This window comes from Bifidobacterium sp. ESL0728 (assembly GCF_029392015.1).
GTDB lineage: Bacteria > Actinomycetota > Actinomycetes > Actinomycetales > Bifidobacteriaceae > Bifidobacterium.
In genome coordinates, this window is record NZ_CP113925.1 from 1082676 (window position 1) to 1106092 (window position 23417).

Genomic DNA, 23417 nt, shown 5'->3' on the forward strand with positions numbered 1-23417 from the left:
TATCATTGTGTCAAGAGGTCGGGACAATAAAATAGAACAAACGTTCGAATATGTAAGGGTGATGCAGAACATACAAAGAACGAAAAGTGAGATCAGAAGGCAGGGAATCCCAAAAAACAGAAGACAAAGCCGGAAAGCAGAGAACTTTTCGGAAACCTCTCAGAGTGTTGTCTTTTCGGTTGGTTCTTCGGCTACGATATGGAATTTCGGCAGGGTGATTTCGAAGTCGGTGCCACGGTTGTCATCGACCACCTTGACGTTGCCGCCGTGCAATTGTGCAGCCCAACGGGCGATGGAGAGCCCGAGTCCGGTGCCGCCGGATTCGGTGCCGGGGCCGGACTTGCCCTTGACGAAGCGACGGAAGATATCCGCGCGTGCCTCTGGGGGGATCTGTGAGCCGAAATTGACGACGTTGGTGACGATGGTGCCGTGTGCCTTGTCTTCATGGGCTTCGATAAGCACCGTGGTGTTGTCGGGCGAGTGCTTGAAGGCGTTGGAGATGATGTTGGTGAACAGCTGGCGCAGCCTGTCCTGGTCGCCTTCGATCTCGATGGTATCGGGCACGTGCACGTCGACGTCGTGGGCATGGCCGGCATCGGCGATTTCCAGAGGTTCCAAGGTCTCGTCGATGAAGTCCGCGAAATTGAACTGTTCGATGTTGAGGCTTGCCGCCCCGGCCTCCATACGTGAGAGGTCGAGCAGGAAGGCGATGAGGTCGGAAAGCCGATGGGTCTGGTTCAAGATCCCCTCAAGGTTCGCTGGGGTTGGCTCGACCACTCCATCGGCGAGGTTTTCGAGCATGGCCTGCAGTGCGGAGACGGGAGTTCGCAGTTCGTGGGAGACATTGGCGATCATGTCACGCCGCATCTGGTCGGCATGCTGCAGCTCCTCGGCCATTTCGTTGAACGAGCGGGCGAGCTGGCCCACCTCGTCGTTGCTGCGGGTGCCGACCTTGACGCGCACCGTGTAGTCGCCTTCGCTCATGGCTTTGGCGGCGTCGCGCATCTGGCGCAGGGGAGCGGTCAGCCCACGGGAGAAGAAGTAAGTGATGCCCAGGGCCACCACGAGTGTCAGCGGCATGGCGATCCAGCCGCTGAGCCCCATTTTCAGCAGAAACCAAGCCATGACAAAGGCGATTGCCGTGGCGATGACGATGATGACGCTCAGCTCCACCTTCAGCGATGAAAAGAACCCTATCGGACGTTCGTTGTCCAAAATCTTCTTGCCGGATTGATGTGTGTGGTTGTTCATCGCTGTGGTCACTGCGTTCTCTCGACTGTGTTTCCTAAAAATGAAGGTACGGAAATCCATGGAAGCTGGAAATGGATCTTATATGAAAAGCAGCCCCGTGGGGCTGTCGATTTCACTACTGAGCGGAAGGTGTTGCGGCGTTGCCGTCTTCGGGCGGCTCGAAGGCGTAACCCACGCCGTGCGCGGTGCGGATCAGGTCGCTGCCGAGCTTGTGACGGAGTGCTTTGACATGCGAATCGACGGTGCGTGTGCCGGAGGCGTCGGGCCAATCCCAAACCTCTTCGAGCAGCTTTTCGCGTTTGAAGACGGACTTTGGTTTGCGTGCAAGAGTGGCAAGCAGGTCGAATTCGGTAGGCGTCAGATGCACCTGTTTGCCGTCCTGGGTGACGATGCGCTGGCGCGGATCGATGACCAGCGTGCCGAAGTCCAGCACCTTTTCGTTCTCGTTGTTCTTGGCGATGAGGGTGGCACGCTCGACGCGGCGCAGCAGCGCCTCGCAACGTGCGATGAGTTCGCGGGGGGAGAACGGTTTGGTCATGTAGTCGTCGGCGCCGGCGGAAAGGCCCATCACCTTGTCGGCTTCGGAATCGCGGGCGGTCAGCATCAGCACCGGCACCGGGCGCTCGGCGATGATGCGCTTGGTGGCTTCGATGCCATCCATGACGGGCAACATGATGTCCATGATGACCAGATCGGGCTTGATCTGGCTCGCGGCGCGTACTGCGCTCGCCCCGTCTCCCGCCACGCGTGCGGTCCATCCGTTGGCTGTGATACGTTGCGCGATTGCCGTGGCGAGATCGGGCTCGTCCTCGACCACCAAGATGGTACGTGGTGTCTTCTGATGCGCCGAAGTGTTGAGCATGTGTCCTCCGCTTTTCAAAAACATTGCTACAAATAATCCAGTATAGGTTCCGGCGCACCCAATTTGCTGCCAAATGAGGTTTTTATTCGATTTGGTTATATTTTATTTGTTTGCGACAATGGTAAACGTCCGCGGCGCGTGAAAAACTAAGACACATTGCGTTTAAGGGTTTTCTCGGAGGTTCCATGGATTACAAAGTTGGAGATGTCGTCGTTTATCCGCGTCACGGTGCGGCGAAGGTGACCGCCTTTGAAAAACGTACGGTAAAAGGCGTGACGCGCGACTATCTGCAGCTTTCGGTACTTTCCAGCGATGGTCTGGTCATCGAAGTGCCGGTTGAGAATGCCAAGAAGGTCGGCATCCGCAACATCGTCGACGGCAAGGAAGTCGCCAAGGTCTTCGAGATTCTTCGCACGCCGATTGTCGACAACGAGAAGATGAACTGGTCGCGTCGCTACAAGCTGAATGTCGAGAAGATCGCCACCGGCGAGGTCAACAAAATCGCCGAAGTCGTGCGCGATCTGGCACAGCGTGATGTCGACGAGCACGGACTTTCCGCTGGCGAGAAGCGCATGTTGACGCGCGCCCGCAATATCCTCACCTCGGAAATCGCGCTTTCCGAGAAGACCGACGAGGATGAGGCCCAGCACCTGCTCGATGTCAATCTCGGGTATGCCGAACCTACGCCGGAAGATGCCGAGCATCATTCCGAGGCTCCCGAGGAACCGGCCAGCCAGACGTTGGCAAGAATCGAAGCTGAAAACAAGGATGCCAAGGGTTCCAAGAAAAAGAAGTGATTGTTCGGTTACTCTGGCCGGAAATCGCTTGCTGATTGTTTAAATAATTTTCAGGGTCATCTCGATATCAGGGGATGACCCTGAAAATTTTGCCCCGACCTTTGGCTTAAACCGGTAACCTCATAACCGGCCTTCACACAAAGCTTTTCAGTGCCGACGCAACGCCTCCACGCCTTTGGCGATGAGCCAGAAGAGTGTCGAAATCGTGACGATGACGAAGCTTGGGGGAGTGGGGAACATCACGGAGACGATCAGTCCGCCCCAAATCGAGACCAGGCACAGGACGCTGGAAAGCACCATCGAACGCAGCGGCGTGCTGGTGAGGATATTGGCCGTGGCCGCCGGAGTGACGACCAGCGCAAAGATAAGTAATGTGCCCACAGCGGGTACGGCGATGGTGATAACGCCGGCCATGATGGCCATGAACAGCACGTTCATCACGCCGATCGGCACGCCTTTGGCCTGCGCCACCTGCTCGTCCAGAGAGCTGAAAAGCAGCGGACGGTAGACCACGGCCATCACCGCCAGTAGCAGCACGTCGAAAATCGCGAAGCCCAGCACTTGGTCGTTCGTGATGGTCAATATCGAACCGAACAATATCGCCTGCATCTGCTGCGAGGCCGAACTCGACATGCGTGAGAAGAACAGGCCCAGGCCGGTGGCGAAAGCGAGCACGGTGCCGGTTGCGATCTCACGTTGCGAAGCCTTCTTGCCCAACGCTCCGATGGTCAGCGCCCCGCCAAGAGCGAAAATGCCAAGTCCGAGAGATACCGGCAGACCAAGCAACACCGCTCCGGTGGCTCCCGGCAGACCGATATGCGCCAATGCGTGGGCGGCAAAGGTCGAGTGGCGGGCGATGGTGAAATAGCCCATCACGCCTGCGGCCAGCGCAATGCAAAGGCCTGCGATGAAGGCGTTGTGCATGAACGGAACCGAAAGCGTTTCCAGCCATTCATGGTTGAACCCGAATTGGATGTGACTCATAGCCCTGCCTCCTGCCGCTGGTTTGCTTCATTTCCGTCCGTTCGTTTGGTGTCCGGTTGTGATTTATGGGAAACCATCTGTTCGAAATATCTCGGCTTCTCACCGCTAATCGCGGAATCGTGGCGATGGCTCCTGCCGGAACTAGGCGGATTTTTTAAATGATGATGGTGGAAGCCGGCCACTTCGTCCGGCTTGTGGATGTCAGGCGTGACGTCATCGGGTTCGTCCGGGCCCGGGGTGACGAACATGTCGCCCTGCGGGGTGGTGACCACCTGTACCTTCGTGCCATAAAGGTGGGTCAGGAGATCGGCGTCCAGCACCTCGTTCATCTTCGCATAATGCGGGTGCCCGTCGAGCAGATAGACAGCGCCGTCGAGGATGGGCAACAACATGTTGAGATCGTGGGCGACCACTTGGATGGTCATGCCCATTTCGTGGTTGAGTTTGGCCAACACGTGCACTGTTTCGCGCTGGGCGGCGAGGTCGAGGTTGGCCAGAGGCTCGTCGAGCATGAGCAGTTTCGGCCCGCTCACCAGAGCCTGGGCGATGGCGACGCGTTGGCGCAGGCCTCCGGAGAGCTCGGAAAGTCGGTAATGCCGCTTGTCGTCCACTCCGGTGAAGGCCATGGCCTCGCGTGCCCGAGCCCGTTGCTCCCGCGTGGTGGGGTGGATGCCGAATCGCGTTCCGGTAAGCCCCAGCAAGACGGATTGTTCTGCCGTGAGGTTCGATTCAATATCGCTTGCGTAGTTTTGTGGTACATAACCGATCAGATGATTGGTGGTTCCTGCCGGGCCTCCAAGTACGGTCAAACTTCCGTTAAACAGTGGTAAAAGACCCAGCTCGGCTTTCATCATCGTGGTTTTGCCGGCCCCGTTCGTGCCGACGATGGCGGTGATGGAACCTGACGGGATGGAGAAATTGCCGTGTTGCCAAATGATTCTCTCTCCGCGTTTGATGCCGGCATCGCGGAAGACCAAGGCCGGCTGGCCGTCGGTGGGCTTGACCGTCCGCGTCGTTTTCGTTTTCATTTGCATGTTCATAGTCGTCTTTCTCGTTGCCAGCGGCATTCGAAACACTACTGAATAATTGATAGTTATATATTATATTTGAAATTGAGAATCATTTTCAATTAGTGATGAATTGTTCGTTAAGCGAAAGCAACGTCACGTATGTCGCACTTGTACATTGCGTTTCGATAACAGCATTTGCCGATGAAGCCATTGCAGGGCCAATGTTCTCTGTCGGTGTTTTCGGTTCGTCCATTCCGATATCGGGATTTAGAATACGACGATGCCCGGTTTCCAAGCACATTGCTGACTGCTTGAAAACCAGGCATCTCGCGTTGTTCACCTATGGAACGTGCTTTTTCGCGCCTGATTACTTGCCGGGATCGGTCTGTCCTGCATTCGAGGGCACCGAGCCGTTGCCCGGCGCCGCAGGTGTCTGCTGATTGGCATTCGTTCCGTTGTCGGACTGTCCGGACTGCCCGGCCTGTGAAGGCTGTTCCGTGCTGTTGCCCTCGTTACCGGTCCCTACTTTCTGGTGGTCGGCTTCGCTGGCCTTGAAATCTGTCATGGCTTTGTCGATGCTGTTCATCAACGTGGTGATCCAGCCGGTGAGCGTGGTCTGGTCCTGTGGCATCTGCTCGCTGACGTCGACGACTGGCACTTCGGTGCGTCCGGCCGTTCCGGTGAGCAGATTGGTGGTGTTGCTGGCTTCCTGCGTGTTGTTGATCAGCAGGTTGATGTCGCGCCCGGAAATCAGGTGCTGGAATTTCTGCAGGTCGCTCGGCGCGGGCTCGCCCTCGGAACTGACGGCCTGCGTATACCCCTTCGGCGTTTTGTCGGTGAAGCCGAGGTCATCCATCAGATAATAGGCGACCGGTTCTGTAGCACCATACGTGGCGTCCTTGTGTTTCTGCGAGAAGGCCTTCATGGAATCTTCGAGTTTGGCTTCGTTCGTCTTCCATGTTTTCAGACGGGCCTGGAACTGCTTGGCCTTGGCCGGCCTCGCCTTGGCGAAGGCGTCCTCGAGCTCCGTGGCTGTGGCTTTTCGGGCGTCCTTGGAGAACCAGAGATGCGGGTTGTCGCCCGTGCTCGCCCCGACTGCCGTGGCCGCTGAAACGCTGGTGGTCCCTTTGGCGATGGACTTGCTGGCCCAGTTGTCGTATCCGGCGCCGTTGACCAGAACAATTTCCGCTTTTTGCAGTTTGGCCATGTCGTTGGTCTGCGGCTCGAAATCATGCGCGTCGACGGAGACGGTATTGACGATTGAGGTCACCTTGACGTCCGGGCCGCCGATTTCCTTGGCCAGAGAGCCCCACTGGTTGATCGAGGCGACCACGTTGATGGGTCCGCTTGCTTGCTTGGAGCTGTTGTTAGTCTTGCTCGGCGGTTGGGAGTCGTTGCCGCCGCCGCAAGCCGCAAGGCCGAAAACCATGCATAGAGAGCCCAGAAGGGCTGTGGCCTTGGCCTGCCATCCGAATCGTTTCATAGAGACCCCTTAGTCAGTATCTGTTTGTCACTGGTCCATATTGATTGTCATTCCAGTATACGTTAAGGCAATATACTGAAAATGAAAATCATTGTCAAATAAAAGTATAGCAATTCCATTGACTCGAGGTATGTCGATTTCGGAAGCGAAAATTCGAAAACCGTTTATTCTGATTCTCAAGTGTTTTGTTTTGTCGTTTTTCGGGGATGTCCGGTTTTTACCGCCTTATAAACGGTTATAAGCAAACGATATGGCGTTGATGATGGACACTTCCGCGTTTGTGGATTGATTTCATCTTACAATCGATAACTATGCCGTTCGGCCTTTAACATGGCGGCACGCAATGTCGAAATAACTTATTAAGGAATTGGTATGGCGCACGAGGAACAGACTCCTCTTAAATTGGACGGAAAGGCTGCTGCGGCGGCCATCAAGCAGGATTTGAGCGAGCGCGTCGAAAAGCTCAAGGCACAAGGCGTTCAGCCGGGTTTGGGCACCATCCTCGTCGGTGACGACGTCGGGTCGCGCAAATACGTGGCGGGTAAGCACAAGGATTGTGCCGAGGTCGGCATCGCCTCGATTGCCGTCGAGCTGCCTGAAACCGCCAGCGAGCAGGAGGTCATCGATGCCGTGGAAAGGCTCAATGCCGATCCGAAATGCACCGGCTACATCGTCCAACTGCCGCTGCCCAAAGGCATCGATTCCAACAAGGTCATCTCCCATGTCGATCCGGCCAAGGACGCCGACGGCATGCATCCGGCCAATCTTGGCGAGCTCGTCACCCATATCGACGGCAGAAACCCCGCGCCGCAACCCTGCACGCCGCGCGGCATCATTGTGCTCTTGAAGCATTACGGTATTGATCTCAACGGCAAGGATGTTTGCGTTGTCGGCCGCGGCATCACCGTCGGACGCACCATCGGGCTGATGCTCACGGCGAAAGACGTGAACGCCACCGTGACGCTATGCCATACCGGAACCAAAGATATCCAGAAGCATTTACGTGCGTCCGATATCATCGTCGCTGCCGTCGGCAGGGCCGGATTCGTGCGTCCCGAGGATGTCAGGCCGGGAGCCGTCTTGGTGGACGTCGGCGTCTCCCGCGTCTACGATGAGGAAGCTGGGCGTTACCGCGTGCGCGGTGACATCGACAAGGCCTGCCATGCCCTGTCTTCCGCCTATACGCCGAACCCGGGGGGAGTGGGGCCGATGACCCGAGCCATGCTCTTGGCGAACGTCGTGGAGATGGCCGAACGCAAGCTCGGCTGAACCGACTACGACACGCCCGGATTCGTCGAGGTGCTTTGGCTAGGGCGACTAGTATTCTTATGACTTGCGTGGCCGAAAGGTCGCCAACATAACTTAATAGGTAATATCCATCCAACTAATAACAAAGAAACCACTTTTAATGGCAGAGAACAATAACGAAGTCACCAAGGTCGCGATCAACGATATCGGCACCGAAGAAGACTTCATCAAGGCAGTCGATTCCACCATCAAGAATTTCGATGATGGTGATCTGGTCACGGGCACGGTCGTCAAGGTCGATCACGACGAAGTGCTGCTCGACATCGGCTACAAGACCGAGGGTGTCATTCCCTCCCGCGAACTTTCCATCAAGAAAGATGTCAATCCCGACGAAGTCGTCCAGGTCGGCGACACCGTCGAAGCCCTTGTCGTCACCAAGGAAGACAAGGAAGGACGTCTTATCCTGTCCAAGAAGCGTGCCCAGTATGAGCGCGCCTGGGGCGATATCGAGAAGATCAAAAACGACGACGGCGTTGTCGAAGGCACCGTTATCGAAGCTGTCAAGGGCGGCCTGATCGTCGACATCGGCCTGCGTGGCTTCCTGCCTGCTTCGCTCGTCGAAATGCGTCGCGTCCGCGACCTTTCGCCTTACATCGGCCAGAAGATCAAGGCCAAGATCCTTGAGCTCGACAAGAACCGCAACAACGTGGTGCTCTCCCGTCGTCAGTATCTTGAGGAGACCCAGTCCGAGGTCCGCGAGACCTTCCTGGCGCAGCTCAAGAAGGGCCAGATTCGTGAAGGCACCGTTTCCTCCATCGTCAACTTCGGCGCGTTCGTCGATCTCGGCGGGGTGGACGGTCTCATCCACGTTTCCGAGCTTTCCTGGAAGCACATCGACCATCCGTCCGAGGTCGTCAAGGTCGGCGACAAGGTCACCGTCGAGGTGCTCGACGTCGATATGGATCGCGAGCGCATCTCGCTGTCTCTCAAGGCGACGCAGGAAGATCCGTGGCAGCGCTTCGCACGCACCCACGTTCCCGGCCAGATCGTCAAGGGCAAGGTCACCAAGATCGTGCAGTTCGGCGTGTTCGTTTCCGTCGAAGACGGCATCGAGGGCCTGGTCCACATTTCCGAGCTCGCCAACCGTCACGTCGACAACCCGGAAACCGTCGTCAAGCAGGGCGAGGAGATCTTCGTCAAGGTCATCGACGTCGATCTCGATCGTCGCCGTATCTCCCTGTCCTTGAAGCAGGCCAACGACTCCGTCGATCCCGCCAGCGAGGACTTCGATCCGGCACTCTACGGCATGCCTGCCGATTACGACGAGGAAGGCAACTACAAGTACCCCGAAGGCTTCGACCCGCAGACCAACGAATGGATCGCCGGCTACGAGAAGCAGCGCGAGGAGTGGGAGAACCAGTATGCGGCCGCCCACGATTTGTGGGAGCAGCATAAGGCCTTCGTCGCCAAGGAAATCGAAGGCGCGGAGGAATCCGCCGCCGAGGATGGCCAGGGTGCGAATGCTCATGCCGAAAAGGCTGCCGAAGAGTCCACCAAGTACTCCTCGGAGAACGAATCCGAAGGTACGCTTGCCGGTTCCGACAAGCTCGCCGCTCTTCGTGAGGAACTCCTCAAGGAGAAGAAGTGAGGTCACCTTTGGTGATTTCACGGTGATTTCGTGAGAAAAGGTCGGTGCAGGCTTTAACGCTTGTGCCGACCTTCTTTATTTTTAGTTCTTGTCAAAGTCGGCGGTATCGGGGGATACATGAGAATCGGGTTGACCGGAGGCATCGCGGCGGGCAAAAGCACCGTCGCCTCTCACTTGAAGGAACGCGGAGCCTATCTCATCGATTACGATCAGCTGGCTCGCGAGGTGGTGAAGCAGGGCAGTGAGGGGATCCGCCAAATCGTCGAGGAATTCGGCTCTGAGGCAATGTCGCCTGACGGCTCTTTGAATCGCAAATGGATGGCTGCACATGTTTTCTCGTCCCAGGCTGCGCCCGATGCCAAAACGCGCCTTGATGATATCGAACATCCGCTGATTTACCGCCGTGCGCAGGAGCTGGAACGGCAATTCGTTGAGGAATGCAAGGCCAAAGTCAGTAAACGCAATGGCGATGATGTTGGTGGGGCCGATAATTTCGATAACACGGATTTTTCGGATAATAACCGTTTATTGCCTACCGGAAAACCCTCTTCGAATCCTGTGATTGTCCACGACGTGCCTTTGCTGGCCGAAGTCATCGACACCATTCCGTTCACATTCGACCATATTCTTACCGTTGAGGCGCCTGAGGAAACTCGTATCCAGCGGATGATGGATACGCGGGGAATGAGCCGCGAACAGGCCGAGGGCAGGATACGCCACCAGTCGAGTCGCGAGCAGCGTGAGGCCATCGCTGACGTGGTCATCGACTCCACGCAATCAATCGAACAAATGTTCGACCGTCTTGATATGCTGTTCGCACAATGGCAGTGAGCGAGGCCGAATCCGCCATAAAGTAAAACGTGGGAATATGGCCGTAAAGCCGTCAGCAAACCGGGCTTTCGAAACGAAACCGAGCAAACGGCTTCATGTATTTTTGGCCGTCGTTGAAACGCCGAGTGGGAAAGGAATCGAAACAGGCATGGGGTTCAATATCGAGCGTACGCATCATCCGTTTGTGGTGAAGGCGCCATATAAGCCGTCCGGCGACCAGCCGGAGGCCATTGACGAGATCGCACGACGCATCGAGAACGGCGAGAACGACGTGGTGCTGATGGGTGCCACCGGCACCGGCAAAACCGCGACCACTGCTTGGCTGATCGAGAAACTGCAACGCCCGACGCTCATTCTGGAGCCCAACAAGACCTTGGCGGCGCAGCTATGTGCCGAGTTCCGCGAGCTGATGCCCGACAATGCCGTGAGCTATTTCGTTTCGTATTACGATTACTACCAGCCGGAAGCCTACATTCCGCAGACCGATACCTATATCGAAAAGGATTCCAATGTCAACGATGATGTGGAACGTCTGCGCCACGCTGCCACCGCGAACCTCCTGACCCGAGACGACTGCGTGGTGGTGGCCACCGTCTCCTGCATCTACGGTTTGGGTACGCCTGAGGAATACGCCGGTCGTATGCTCTTCCTGCATGAGGGGGAGGAGATCAACCGCGATGCGCTTCTACGCAAGTTCGTCGCGATGCAATACAAGCGTAACGACATCGCTTTCACCAGGGGCACTTTCCGCGTGCGCGGCGACACCGTCGAGATCATTCCTGTATACGAGGAACTGGCCATCCGCATCGAGTTCTTCGGCGACGAAATCGACCGTATTTCCACATTGCACCCGCTGACCGGTGACGTCATCGCCCACGAGCCACAGGTTCATATCTTCCCGGCCTCGCACTATATCGCCGGCCCAGAACGCACCGAACACGCGCTGAAAACCATCAAAGAGGAACTGGTCGACCGTACCGTCGAGCTGCGCAAACAGGGCAAGGAGCTGGAGGCTCAGCGTCTCGAAATGCGTACCAACTACGACTTGGAAATGATTCAGCAGGTCGGTTTCTGCTCAGGCATCGAGAACTATTCCCGTCACTTCGACGAACGTGAGCCGGGCAGCCCGCCGCATACCCTACTCGATTTCTTCCCCGACGATTTCCTGTTGGTCATCGACGAGTCACATGTCACCGTCCCGCAGATCGGCGGCATGTACGAAGGCGATGCCAGCCGGAAGCGTACGTTGGTGGAGAATGGGTTCCGTCTGCCCTCCGCGATGGACAACCGGCCGCTCAAATGGCCGGAGTTCCTTGAGCGAGTCGGTCAGACCGTCTACCTTTCCGCAACCCCAGGCGACTATGAGCTTGGGCTTTCCGATGGCGTGGTCGAGCAGGTCATCAGGCCTACCGGCCTCTTGGACCCGAAGGTCATCGTCCGTCCGGTCAAGGGGCAGATCGACGACCTGCTCGGAGAGATCAAGGACCGCGTGGCCAAGCATGAACGTGTGCTCGTGACGACACTGACCAAGAAAATGGCCGAGGATCTCACCGATTATCTGCTGGAACGCGATATCAAGGTCGAGTACCTTCACTCGGATGTGGATACTTTGCGTCGTGTCGAGCTGCTGCGTGAGCTGCGCGAAGGCAAGATCGACGTCATCGTCGGCATCAACCTCTTGCGCGAGGGCCTTGATTTGCCCGAAGTCTCGTTGGTGGCGATTCTGGATGCCGACAAGGAAGGCTTCCTGCGCTCGCATCGTTCGCTTATCCAGACCATCGGCCGCGCCGCGCGTAATGTATCGGGCACCGTCATCATGTACGCCGATGAGGTCACCGACGCGATGGAGACCGCCATCAGCGAGACCAACCGACGCCGTGAGAAGCAGATTGCCTACAACAAGGAACACGGCATCGACCCCAAGCCTTTGGTCAAGAAGATCAGCGACGTCACCGACATGCTCGCTCGTGAGGATGTGGACACTGAAACGCTTCTGGCCGGCGGCTACCGCGACGAGAAGCGCGCCGGTAGCGACAAGCGCATCGCCCTGACCAGTTTGGATGATGCGGATCTTAAGAAGAACCATGACGCCATCGTCAATGCCGGTCTACCCGCGCAGGACCTGGCCGACCTCATTCGTCAGATGAGCGACCAGATGCATACTGCCGCCGAACAGCTCCAGTTCGAGCTCGCCGCCCGTCTGCGTGACGAGATCCGTGACCTCAAAAAGGAGCTCCGCCAGATTACCGAGGCGCAGAAGTAAAAAAATCTTAATATTTACGCAACATGAGTTGGGGGTTGGGATAAACTTTCTCGGGCGTAGACTTGGCCGAGCAAAATCCGATGATTTTGCCTTCGCGCCCGAGAATCGCGCTCACTTCGCCCAGGCCGGTTCACCGGTCCGTCCGTCTGACGGCTCAGACAAAGTGTCCCGTGAAAGTTTATTCCAGCCCCAACGACCAACCACAAAAGCTTGTTTTATAACAAACTTTGATTGTTTCAGGTCACCCGCACCTCGTAGGCTAGTTTTATGGCCGAAACACCCCTAGCGTTCATGATTGCCACATACGTGGTGCTTGCAATCTTCTTCGTCGTCGACTTGTTTGTGATCGGGCGCAGGCCTCATGTACCCAGCACCAAGGAGTGTGTGCAGCATATCGCGTTTTTCGTGGTCGCGGCGCTTATTTTCGGCGGTCTGGTCTGGTGGGTGTCCGGCTCGCAGCCGGCGCTCGAGTTCTATTCCGGCTGGCTCACCGAATATTCGCTGAGCATCGACAACCTGTTCGTTTTCGTCATCATCATGACGAATTTCGCCGTGCCCAGGAAACTGCAGAAGTACGTACTGAGCGTCGGCATCACCATCGCCCTCATTTTGCGCGGCCTCTTTATCTTGGTTGGTGCCGCAGTCATCCAACGCTTCACGTGGGTCTTCTTTATCTTTGGCGCATTCCTGATCTATACCGCTGTGAAACTGGTGGCGGGAGACGATGACGACGAGGAATACCACGAAAATGCGATCATCCGTGCACTGCGCAAAGTGGTGAAAATCACGGAACACTATGACGGCGAAAAGATTCGTACGACCATCGACGGCAAGAAGTTCTTCACCCCGATGCTGATTGTTTTCCTGACCATCGGAACCACCGACGTGATGTTCGCCTTTGATTCGATTCCCGCCATTTTCGGCCTTACCAAAGACCCGTTCATCGTCTTCACCTCCAACATCTTCGCCCTTCTTGGCCTTCAGCAGCTTTACTTCCTGCTCGGTGCGTTGCTCGACAAGCTGGAGTACCTGCCATACGGATTGGCAGTAGTGCTCGGGTTCATCGGCGTCAAGCTGGTGATGGAAGCGCTTCATGGCAATTCCCTGCCGTTCATCAACGGTGGTCATCCGATTACGCAAGTGCCGGAAATTCCGACCTGGGTATCGCTCGTCGTCATCATCGTAGCCATCGGAACGGCGGCTTTGGCCAGTGTCATCAAGATGAAAAAGAATGCTGCCAAGTCGAAGTAGACGACGACTAATGCCGTATGTGAACGCTCACACAAAAGTCGGCGTAACGGCTACCGATGCCTGCGAATGCTAGTAGACTGGATATATGTTGCGGGTTGGTTCCCGCCAAACAAATGTCAGAAAGAATAGGCAGGTATTCATGAGGAAAGCAAAAATCGTAGACACCATCGGACCGGCGAGCGAATCGTTGGAGAACCTGACCGAGCTGGTCAAGAACGGTATGGATGTCGCACGTCTCAATCGTTCGCACGGCACCACCGAAGACCATTTGAAGGTCTACAACAACATCCGTGAGGCTTCCAAGACCACGGGCCGCAACGTCGCAGCTCTGGTTGATCTGCAGGGCCCGAAGATTCGTTGCGGTTGGTTCAAGAAGAACGCCGAAGGCGAAGACAAGGTCCAGCTCAAGGCCGGCCAGGAATTCGTCATCACCACCGACGACATCGAGGGCGACGAGCACATCACTTCCACCACGTTCAAGGGGCTGCCCGGCGATTGCCATCCCGGCGATCCGATCCTGATCGACGACGGCAAGGTCCGTCTTGAGGTCACCAAGGTCGAAGGCAACAACGTGCACACCAAGGTCGTCGTGGCCGGACCGGTTTCCAGCCACAAGGGCATCAACCTGCCGGGCGTCGCCGTCAGCCTCCCCGCACTGACCGAGAAGGATGAGGCCGACCTGCGTTGGGCCATCCAGACCGGCGCCGACATCATCGCCATGTCCTTCGTACGTTTCGCCACCGACATCGACCGCGCCCACGAGATCATGGACGAGGAAGGCCGTCGCATCCCGATCGTCGCCAAGATCGAGAAGCCGCAGGCTGTCGAGAACCTCGAAGACATCGTCAAGGCCTTCGACGGCATCATGGTCGCCCGTGGCGATATGGCCGTCGAAATGCCGTTCGAAGAGGTTCCGCTGGTCACCAAGCGCTGCATCGAGCTCGCCCGTGAATACGCAAAGCCCGTCATCGTGGCGACCGAGGTTTTGGGATCCATGGTCAATTCCCCGATTCCGTCGCGTGCAGAGGCTTCCGATTGCGCCAACGCCGTTCTCGACGGTGCCGATGCGACCATGACCTCCAACGAGACCGCCGTCGGCAAGTACCCGGCACAGACCGTCAACACGATGGCCCGTATCTCCGGCTACGCCACCGAGCACGGCTTCGACCGCATTCCTTCCATCGCCAACCTCGACATGTCGAGCACCGGCGCCGTTTCCTCCGCCGCCGTCGATCTGGCCGACAAGATCAATGCCAAGGCCATCGTCGCTTACACGCAGACCGGTTCCACCGTGCACCGCGTTTCCCGCGAACGTCCGGCCGCCCCGATCTACGGCATCACCAACAACGAGCACACCTATCACTGGCTGGCTCTGAGCTGGGGCACCGAAGCGTTCTGCGTCAAGGACGATTACCATGATATGAACCGTCATCAGCTGATGATCTTCACCGACAAGCTGCTTCGCGACGCCGGCAAGGTCGTCAACGGCGACAAGATCGTTGTGCTGAGCTCCGCCCAGGGCTCGCACCAGTCCGGCCGCACCGATTCGCTTTACGTCCACACCGTGGGCGCGTGCGACGCTGACTGAAATCACGCAGATGGATTTCGGCCAGATGGTATAGCCGTTAGCTGAAAGTTCGACTGTTTTTGAAGGCAATCTTTGGCTCTTAAAACCGATATGTTTCTGGAGCCAAAGATTGTTTCATGTTTTTGCTTGAGGTCAATGCCCAGAACGCGCGAGAAGACACGCAGAAGACGAAATCGACACTCTGACGTCGCTTGATTATGCTATTTTTAAATGGTTGCAATCTTGGATTGCGGCCCGATACAAGCCCTTGTATCCCAATTGGTAGAGGAAACAGCCTCAAAATCTGTGCAGTGTGGGTTCGAGTCCCACCAAGGGCACGTTGAGTGGGTTTATTACTTTTGAATGATTGATATATCATAGTATCAATGTCCTTTGTACTCGACATTTGTCACAAGAGACTGAGAAGGCACGAAGACAACGGGTGCAGGAGTGTATACAGAAATGGATAATGATATGGATCAGATACTGACCGATGAGGAATTAAAGGCCGCCGCCACCGATGACATCGAATCCGTCGGCGACGAAGCCAAGAATGAAAAAGCCGAAAAGGAAGGCAAACCGCGTCAGCGTACCGTCGTAGTTGCCGAAGACGAATCTGTGAACCGCATGGATTTGGTCGCCATGCTTGAAGACAATGGTTATAAGGTCGTCGGTGAGGCTGCCAATGGTGAGGAAGCCGTCGAGCTTACCCGCAAGTTCCGCCCTGATGTCGTTTGCATGGACGTCAAGATGCCCCGTATGGACGGCATTGCCGCAGCAGGAACCATTTGCGACGAGAACATCGCTCCTGTCGTCATGCTGACCGCATATTCCCAGCCCGATCTGGTCAAGCAGGCCACCGGTGCCGGTGCCATGGCCTACGTCACCAAGCCGTATGAGGAATCCAAGCTGTTGCCGGCGCTGGAAGTGGCCATGGGCCGCTTCGCTGAAATCAACGATCTGCTCGATACCGTCGAAGCGAACGAAGGCAAGCTCAAGGAGACCGAGTCCCAGCTCAAGGAAGCCGAAGAAAAGCTCAAGAAGGCTGAGGACACGCTGGAGGAGCGTAAGCTCGTTGACCGCGCCAAGGGTCTGTTGATGGACAAGGCGGACTTCTCCGAGCAGGGAGCCTTCCGCTGGATTCAGAAGACCTCCATGGATCAGCGCATCCCCAAGAAGCGTCTGGCCATGGCCATCATCGCCAAGTATGGCGATCCGAAGCCGGAACCTCAGCAGCACTGAGCTGAGCCACAAAAATTTTATGAAGTCGCCTGTCGATTCGCCTATGAATCGGCAGGCGATATTTGTATAGTGGAACCAACAGAGCGTACGAAACGAAATTGCAAGGAATGACGATCTTATGAGCAGCAACGAAAGTACCAAGAAAGCCAACGACACCGCAGAATCGAACGATACCTCGAAAACGAGCAATAGCGCGACGACGAACGGTGCCACTGGTACCTCGAAAACCAAAGGCACGCTTCTGGTGGTGGATGGCCATTCCCTTGCTTTCCGCGCGTATTTCGCCTTGCCCGTCGAAAGTTTTTCCACTTCCACCGGCCAGCCGACCAATGCCGTCTGGGGATTTTCGACCATGCTCGCGCAGGTGCTCGATAACGAGAAACCCGACCATCTCGCCGTTGCTTTCGATATGGCCGGTGGTACGTTCCGCAACAAGATGCTTCCGCAATACAAAGGGACGCGGGATGCGGCTCCCGAGGAACTGCTAAGCCAGCTGCCGATCATCCAGGATTTGCTCAAGGCACTCGGTGTCAAATACGTCGAGAAGAAAGGTTACGAAGGTGACGACATCATCGGCACCATGGCCTCGATGGGTGAGGATGCCGGGTACAAGACGCTGGTGCTTTCCGGCGACCGCGACGCGTTCCAACTGATTGACGACGACATCACCGTGCTCTATCCGGGCCATCACTTCAAGGATTTGAAGCACATGACCCCGGACGCTATCGTCGAAAAATACCATGTCACCCCCCAGCAATATCCCGATTTGGCGGCCATGCGCGGTGAGACTGCCGACAATATCCCTGGAGTACCGGGTGTCGGCGACGGATATGCGGCCAAATGGATCAACCAGTACGGCGGACTTGAAGGCATCATCGAGCACGCCGACGAGCTGCCCGGCAAGAAAGGGCAGGCGCTGCGAGACAACATCGACCAGGTCAAGCTCAACCGCCGTGTCAATGCCGTGCTGCGCGACCTTGACCTCGGGGCCACCATCGATGACTTCACGCTCGGAGGCATGGATATGGACAAGGTCAACGAGGTCTTCTCCAAGCTCCAGTTCAGCAACCGTTCCAAGAACCGGCTGGTCAAGTCCTTCAACGGCGGGGTCATGCCGGGGGACGCGGATTCAACTTCTGCGACGGCCGCGACCGATGCCGATGATGACGAGCCCATCGTCAAAGAACCTCATGTCACAGAAATCCACAATGCCAGAGAGCTGGGGGACTGGATAGACGCGCACATCGCGCCGGTGTTCCCCGCAGGCAAGATCAACCCCGATCTGATTATTCAGACTTTTGGCGAAAAAGATGATGGCACGGAAACTGTCGGCCAAGCGGAGTCCAAACCGAATGACGGTTCACCCGATGATGGCTCGGAAAGTGACAGTCAAGCGGAGACCAAACCGAATGATGATTCGGACCAGACGTCTGCCGATAAGCAAAACAGCTACGATGCCGAAGTTCGCGCTGCCGAAAAGGCGGACGAGCAGGCGATCATCGACGGCGCCAAGGGGCCGGAACTGGTCGATCGTGATATGTGCTGCTCTGAAAAGGTCAATCATTCATGGGTGCTTTACGCTTCTGGCCGGTCGAAACCGGGAAACGCGAAACTGGAAGCCGTCGTGCTGTTGGCCGATGACGAGGCGGCGGTATTCGGTGCCGAAATCATTGATGACGACATGCGTTCCGCGCTGCAGTTCCTGCTGGATGTTTTCCACACCTCGATGGTGGTACACGGCTATAAGGAACACCTGCACATGCTGGCTTCGGCGGGAGTGACCATGCGCAGGCCGCTTTTCGACACCAAACTTGCCGGGTATCTGGTTCAGCCTGATTTCCATGCCGAAACGCTCGGGAAGGCCGCCGAACATTTCCTCGGATTGGAAATCGAGGATAGCAAGCCCAAACAGGCTCAAGGCGAGCTTGATTTGGGAGGAGACGACGATGGTGCTGCAGGTAATGATGACGCTTCCAAGGAAGCCCAGCAGGAGGCTGTAAAAGATAGTGCCATTGTGCGGGCGCTCGCCGACTTCCTGAAGACGCCAATCGACCAGCGCAAGCAATATGGTCTGTTGCGTTCCATCGAACTCCCGGTTTCCCAGGTGCTATACGGCATCGAAGATGCCGGCGCGAAGGTTGACTTGGGGCGCTTGCACGAGCTGCTTGACGGATTTACGGCCGATGCCGATCAGGCCCAGCAGATTGCCTTCGAAGCCGCCGGCCACGAACTCAACCTACAGAGCCCGAAGCAGCTGCAGACGGTCTTGTTTGACGAAATGGGACTCACCCCTTCCAGGAAGACCAAATCCGGCTCGTATACTACCAACGCGGCCACATTGCAGAATCTGTATGTCAAGTATGCCAACGACGAGAAGGCGAGTGATTTTCTCGGCGCGTTGCTTCGTCACCGCGAGACCAACAAGCTGAAGCAGATTGCGCAGACGCTGCTGGAAGCCGTCAATCCCAAGGATGGCAGGATTCACACCACTTTCGAGCAGACCGTCGCGGCCACCGGGCGCCTGAGCTCGGTCGATCCGAACCTGCAGAACATTCCCAACCGGAACGCCACAGGCCGTGAGATCCGTTCCGCGTTCGTGCCGGGCGAAGGCTTCGAATCGTTGCTGAGTTGCGATTACTCGCAGGTCGAGCTGCGCATCATGGCCGACCTTTCCGGCGACGAATCGCTCATCGAGGCCTTCAAGTCGGGCGCGGACTTCCACCGCTATGTGGCCAGCCTTGTGTATGACATTCCGATGGATGAAATCACTTCCGATCAACGCAGCCACGTCAAAGCGATGAGTTACGGGCTAGCCTACGGGCTGAGCACCTACGGGCTTTCGCAACAGCTCAAGATCAGTCCTGCCGAGGCCGATGTGCTGAAAGCCAAGTATTTTGCCACGTTCGGCAAGGTCCACGACTATCTGGAATCGCTCGTCGCCACCGCCCGACAAAAGGGGTATACGGAGACGATGTTCGGTCGCCGCCGTTACTTCCCGGGGCTCAAGTCCTCGCGCCGTCAGGTGCGAGATGCCGCCGAGCGTGGGGCGCTCAACGCGCCGATTCAGGGTTCGGCCGCCGACATCATGAAAATCGCCATGATTCGCGCCGACTATGCGCTGCGCAAGGCTGGGGTCAAGAGCCGCGTCATCCTGCAGATCCACGACGAACTCGTGCTGGAGGTCGCGCCGGGGGAGAGCGAGCAGGTCAGCGACTTGATACGCAACGCTATGGAACACGCCGTCGACCTGGCCGTGCCGCTGGACGTCTCCATCGGCATTGGCTCCGATTGGCAGGCTGCTGCGCACTGATGGCTGGTAGGGAATGCTGATACGGCGTATACGGTCCGTTTTGTACTGACGCTTCGAGTGAATCGGCTGTGATTGGTGTTTTCCGGCTCTTGGCTTCCCAACCGGCTGGCCTGTCGGTTAGCCGGTAAAAGTGTTTGACTATGGCTCTATTGTTGGTAAGAAGTAGAGCCATTTTGTATATGCTGGGCGCAAGCGCGGCGATGCTGTTGCGCAGGTGATGTCGGTTTCGGCTATCTAATTATGTGTCAGGCTGCTTAATTGTGTGTCAGGCGTATGTCCAGCAATGCGATGTGGTTACCGGTAACGTTTTAAATGGACGCGAATAGTTCGGAGGAAACATGTCAGAAAAGAAGAAGCCAAGGCTTGCCGAAGTTGTCAAAGTATTGGAACAATTGTATCCCCTCAAGTATGCCGAGGATTGGGACTTTCCGGGGCTGATAGTCGGTGATTTGAACGATGCCGTCGGCAAGATCGTCTTCGCCGCCGACCCGACCATGGCTGTGGTAGACAAAGCGATTGCGATGGGTGCTGACTTGCTCATCTGCCATCATCCCTTGTTCTTCCGGGCGGTGCACGAGGTTTCCGGGCTTGGCGTCCACGGTGCCATTGCCGGGAAGCTGTATCGGGCGCATTGTGGTCTGTGGGTCGGGCACACCAACGCTGATGTCGCCTATCGCGGCGTCGCCCAGGCTGCGGCCGACGCGTTTGGATTGCAGAACCAGACGCCGTTGGTACCTGCCGGCGAAGAGAACGGGCATGCCGTCGGACTTGGGCGCGTCGGTACGTTGGTGAAACCGATGACGTTGCGTGCGTTTGCCGAGCGCGTTGCCGCGGAGGTGCCGAAAACGAACTATGGGATTCAGGTTGCGGGCGATTTGGACGCAGATGTTCGGAAGATCGCCGTTTTGCCGGGTTCCGGTGATTCTGATTTTGATGAGGTTCGCGAGAGTGGTGCCGATGTTTACGTGACCAGTGACTTGCGCCATCACCCGGCGACGGATGCCTTGCAACAGGCTTGGTACGAGGCGACGCTCAATCACACGACCATGAAACCGGCGCTGATCAATACCCCGCATTCGGCCATCGAGTCGATGTGGTTCAGATACGCGCTTGACGACATTGCCGACGGAATTGAGAAGGCCACCGGTTTCCGCCCGGAAACGAAACGTGTTGGTATCGTTACTGATCCTTGGCAACTTGTGCTGGGTCGGGAATAGTCGTTGGTTTTACGGTTTCATGTATGCCATTGTGGCCGTTCTATCTGAAACGGAATAGCCTATATTGATATATCGGAATGTGATAGTTCGGCACCGTCAAAAGTCGTGATAAAGGAAGTTTGGGGTAATGAGCGTGGAAACGACAGAGCGTATTCGCAAAGAGGTCAACAGGCGTCTGCAGGAATCCACTGATGGCGTGAATATGGAGGCGCCGATACGGTTGGTTTCTAGCGAAACCGTCTATCGTGGAGCCATTTTCCATATCGATGACCGCAGGCTGGCGCTCGCGAAAACCGATGGTGGGGAAGTGCCTGTACGGCGACAGATTCTGGTTCATCCGCAGGCAGTGGTGATGTTGGTTCATGACGAGGTCCAGGATAAATATTTGTTGGAACGGGAGTATCGTGTCGGGCCGAATAAATTTACGTACGGTTTCCCGGCAGGATTGATGGAGGATGGCGAGAGGCCTGAAATTTCGGCCTTGCGAGAGCTGCAAGAGGAAACGGGTGTCACGCCGAAAGACGAGCAATCCGTGAGAATCGAGCACGTCGGTGATTTCTATTCCTCTGGTGGCATGACCAATGAGCTGGCGCATATTTTCGTTGTTCATCTCTCGGCTTGGAAGCAGGAACTGCGCCATTTCGACAAGGACGAGCATGTGCAATCGACGTGGGTGACGTGGAAGGAACTGACAGGCATCGGCATTCAGGCTGCGGATTCCACCATCGCCATCCAGCACGAGGAGATTCGCCGGTTGCGTGAGCAGTTGGCAGCTGATAAATAATCCTTTTAGTAGCCGGGGAGCTTGGTTGCGGGTCTCATATTTAGCTATAAATCAATAAAAGTTTGGTTTAAATTTAAGTGCACGTTACGAAAGCTGGATGAACAGGGTTTGCCTTCTACTGTCCTTTAGCGTTGTCGAAAAAATTACACCGTCTTAGAATGATTTGTTTCGAGTGAAACTTTATCTGATATAGCTAGAAGTATTCGGATAAATGAACTGATTTTGGCGCTTCTTCAAAAATTTTAATGGCACGAAACTTATTATTGTGTGGCCGCAATGCGCGAATGCATGCGATGATTCTTGTCGACCGAAGACGGAATAGTGTCGGCGACGTTGGCCGTGGTCACGGCTGCTGAGGTCTCTTCCTGGTCGATATGCATGACCTGCTCGGAGATACGGTCGGCCTCGATGGCCGCTATCTGGCGCGAGAACATGATGAACCAGCCGAGGAAAACAAGTCCGGCCAATGCCTCGACGTTGGTCATCGTGTTGGCACCCATCAGCCATTGCACCAGCACGACTCCGCACACGGCGATGGCGAGGTAACCGGCCAAATAGATGGCGAGCGAAAGCTGCGGGGCGAGCCATGGAAGCGCGAGCAGGAGCAGGCCCATGACGACGACGATGCCACGGGCGAAGACGTTGTGCAGGATGGGATGCGGCGTATAGCGGAACGTGCCGATGCCAATGAAGGCGATGCCGGAAGAGGCGAGCATAATCGAAAGACAAATCAAGCGAGCTTTGTAATGCTTGATATGGCTGGAACGCAACGGGCCTTGATCCTGATGCCATTCGCGGCGCTGACGGTACGATGTTACGAGTTCGGAGATGGCGAAGTAGCTGACGATGATGATGCAGACGCCGGCGAGGATCAGCGTCGAGTTGAACATGTGCGCGGCGAAGGTGGTGCGGTCGCCGAGTTGGGAGAAATTGTTGGTGTACCAGTTCGGGTCGTCGGTGGTCAGTCCTGCGACGCTCACACCGGCGACCACGAAAAGCGGCAACAAGCCGGCCAACGTCTTGGCGTCCATCAGTTCGGCCTGCACGAAGGTGATGTAGCCGGCGACTCCCGAGAAACCGGCGCAAACTGCGACGATGTAATCAAGGAACATCGTGCCCATGAGGTTGCTGGCCATGCTTAGGAGGGCGAACGAGGTGAGGAACAGCGTGGAGGCGTAGACCGTCGCGAGTGCCAGGATTTCAACAAGGCGGCGCAGGATTTCTATCCAACGGTTGTGGGTATTCAGCGAGCTGGAACGGTGAGCATAGCCGAAAATGAAGGAAATGGTGCCGCATGCGGCGATGATGATGGAGGCGATGACGAACTGGCGGCGGCTGATCATCCACGCGGCCGGCAGCAGCGAGACGCACAGCTCCATGACGCTCGCTCCCGCGATGGCGCAGATGATAAAGGAGACGAGCCCGGAGGTCTCCGTGCGCTGATGCAGTCCCATGGTTACCTTTCGTGTTCGCTGGCTAGTTTGCCGTATGTGCCGTTGCCCATCTTAGCGAGTCGCATGGCCGGGGTTGCGCTATACTTGTTATTTGTGCTTTGTTTTGTTGGCACATCGGGATGTAGCGCAGTTTGGTAGCGCGCCTGCTTTGGGAGCAGGATGTCGCAGGTTCAAATCCTGTCATCCCGACTGAAATCGTTGAAATTTCAACGTTT

17 protein-coding genes and 2 tRNA genes are annotated in these 23417 nt (G+C 56.4%); 13 read left to right on the plus strand and 6 right to left on the minus strand.

Going from position 1 to position 23417, the window contains the following annotated elements:
- Positions 1 to 159: 159 nt before the first annotated feature.
- Positions 160 to 1251, minus strand: a complete 1092-nt coding sequence (locus OZX67_RS04125) for a HAMP domain-containing sensor histidine kinase (RefSeq protein ID WP_277144909.1) — start codon at positions 1249 to 1251, stop codon at positions 160 to 162.
- Between the two features lie 115 nt (positions 1252 to 1366).
- Positions 1367 to 2113, minus strand: coding sequence for a response regulator transcription factor (locus tag OZX67_RS04130; protein ID WP_277144467.1), 747 nt, complete (start codon positions 2111 to 2113; stop codon positions 1367 to 1369).
- A 185-nt stretch (positions 2114 to 2298) separates the two neighbouring features.
- Between OZX67_RS04130 and OZX67_RS04135 the strand changes: the two genes are divergently transcribed.
- Positions 2299 to 2910 (plus strand): CarD family transcriptional regulator, encoded by a 612-nt coding sequence (locus tag OZX67_RS04135; RefSeq protein WP_277144469.1) that lies wholly within the window; start codon positions 2299 to 2301, stop codon positions 2908 to 2910.
- Between the two features lie 147 nt (positions 2911 to 3057).
- On the opposite strand, the gene OZX67_RS04140 is transcribed toward OZX67_RS04135, so the two are convergent.
- From OZX67_RS04140 to OZX67_RS04150, 3 genes are all read right to left on the minus strand, one after another.
- Positions 3058 to 3894, minus strand: coding sequence for a metal ABC transporter permease (locus OZX67_RS04140; RefSeq protein ID WP_277144470.1), 837 nt, complete (start codon positions 3892 to 3894; stop codon positions 3058 to 3060).
- Positions 3891 to 4928 (minus strand): ABC transporter ATP-binding protein, encoded by a 1038-nt coding sequence (locus OZX67_RS04145; RefSeq protein WP_348519620.1) that lies wholly within the window; start codon positions 4926 to 4928, stop codon positions 3891 to 3893. Before OZX67_RS04145 ends, OZX67_RS04140 begins: the two co-directional genes overlap by 4 nt.
- Before the next feature lie 343 nt (positions 4929 to 5271).
- A complete protein-coding gene (locus OZX67_RS04150) occupies positions 5272 to 6387 on the minus strand; it encodes a zinc ABC transporter substrate-binding protein (RefSeq protein WP_277144472.1) in 1116 nt (371 codons plus the stop codon).
- A 372-nt stretch (positions 6388 to 6759) separates the two neighbouring features.
- On the opposite strand from OZX67_RS04150, the gene OZX67_RS04155 reads away from it, so the two are divergent.
- The 11 genes from OZX67_RS04155 (at position 6760) to OZX67_RS04205 (ending at position 21748) form a co-directional block, all read left to right on the plus strand.
- Positions 6760 to 7656: a bifunctional methylenetetrahydrofolate dehydrogenase/methenyltetrahydrofolate cyclohydrolase gene (locus tag OZX67_RS04155; RefSeq protein WP_277144474.1), complete on the plus strand. Its 897-nt coding sequence runs from the start codon at positions 6760 to 6762 to the stop codon at positions 7654 to 7656.
- A 139-nt stretch (positions 7657 to 7795) separates the two neighbouring features.
- Positions 7796 to 9283, plus strand: a complete 1488-nt coding sequence (rpsA, locus tag OZX67_RS04160) for a 30S ribosomal protein S1 (protein WP_277144476.1) — start codon at positions 7796 to 7798, stop codon at positions 9281 to 9283.
- A gap of 117 nt (positions 9284 to 9400) precedes the next feature.
- Entirely contained in the window at positions 9401 to 10114 is a 714-nt protein-coding gene (gene coaE, locus OZX67_RS04165; protein WP_277144478.1) for a dephospho-CoA kinase, read from the plus strand.
- 148 nt (positions 10115 to 10262) lie between these two features.
- Positions 10263 to 12377 (plus strand): excinuclease ABC subunit UvrB, encoded by a 2115-nt coding sequence (gene uvrB / locus OZX67_RS04170; RefSeq protein WP_277144480.1) that lies wholly within the window; start codon positions 10263 to 10265, stop codon positions 12375 to 12377.
- Positions 12378 to 12644: 267 nt separating this feature from the next.
- Positions 12645 to 13628 (plus strand): TerC family protein, encoded by a 984-nt coding sequence (locus tag OZX67_RS04175; protein WP_277144482.1) that lies wholly within the window; start codon positions 12645 to 12647, stop codon positions 13626 to 13628.
- Between the two features lie 139 nt (positions 13629 to 13767).
- Positions 13768 to 15216, plus strand: coding sequence for a pyruvate kinase (gene pyk / locus OZX67_RS04180; protein ID WP_277144484.1), 1449 nt, complete (start codon positions 13768 to 13770; stop codon positions 15214 to 15216).
- Positions 15217 to 15459: 243 nt separating this feature from the next.
- Positions 15460 to 15533, plus strand: a tRNA-Leu gene (locus OZX67_RS04185).
- A gap of 124 nt (positions 15534 to 15657) precedes the next feature.
- Positions 15658 to 16437, plus strand: a complete 780-nt coding sequence (locus OZX67_RS04190; protein WP_277144486.1) for a response regulator — start codon at positions 15658 to 15660, stop codon at positions 16435 to 16437.
- A 118-nt stretch (positions 16438 to 16555) separates the two neighbouring features.
- Entirely contained in the window at positions 16556 to 19747 is a 3192-nt protein-coding gene (gene polA / locus OZX67_RS04195; protein ID WP_277144488.1) for a DNA polymerase I, read from the plus strand.
- Positions 19748 to 20085: 338 nt separating this feature from the next.
- Entirely contained in the window at positions 20086 to 20964 is an 879-nt protein-coding gene (locus OZX67_RS04200; protein ID WP_277144490.1) for a Nif3-like dinuclear metal center hexameric protein, read from the plus strand.
- Positions 20965 to 21091: 127 nt separating this feature from the next.
- Complete coding sequence (locus OZX67_RS04205) at positions 21092 to 21748, plus strand: NUDIX hydrolase (RefSeq protein WP_277144493.1); 657 nt, start codon at positions 21092 to 21094, stop codon at positions 21746 to 21748.
- A 260-nt stretch (positions 21749 to 22008) separates the two neighbouring features.
- On the opposite strand, the gene OZX67_RS04210 is transcribed toward OZX67_RS04205, so the two are convergent.
- Positions 22009 to 23202 carry an ABC transporter permease gene (locus OZX67_RS04210; protein ID WP_277144495.1) on the minus strand — a complete coding sequence of 398 codons (1194 nt, stop codon included), beginning with the start codon at positions 23200 to 23202 and terminating at the stop codon, positions 22009 to 22011.
- Positions 23203 to 23317: 115 nt separating this feature from the next.
- On the opposite strand from OZX67_RS04210, the gene OZX67_RS04215 reads away from it, so the two are divergent.
- Positions 23318 to 23391 (plus strand) — tRNA-Pro (locus OZX67_RS04215).
- Positions 23392 to 23417 lie beyond the last annotated feature (26 nt).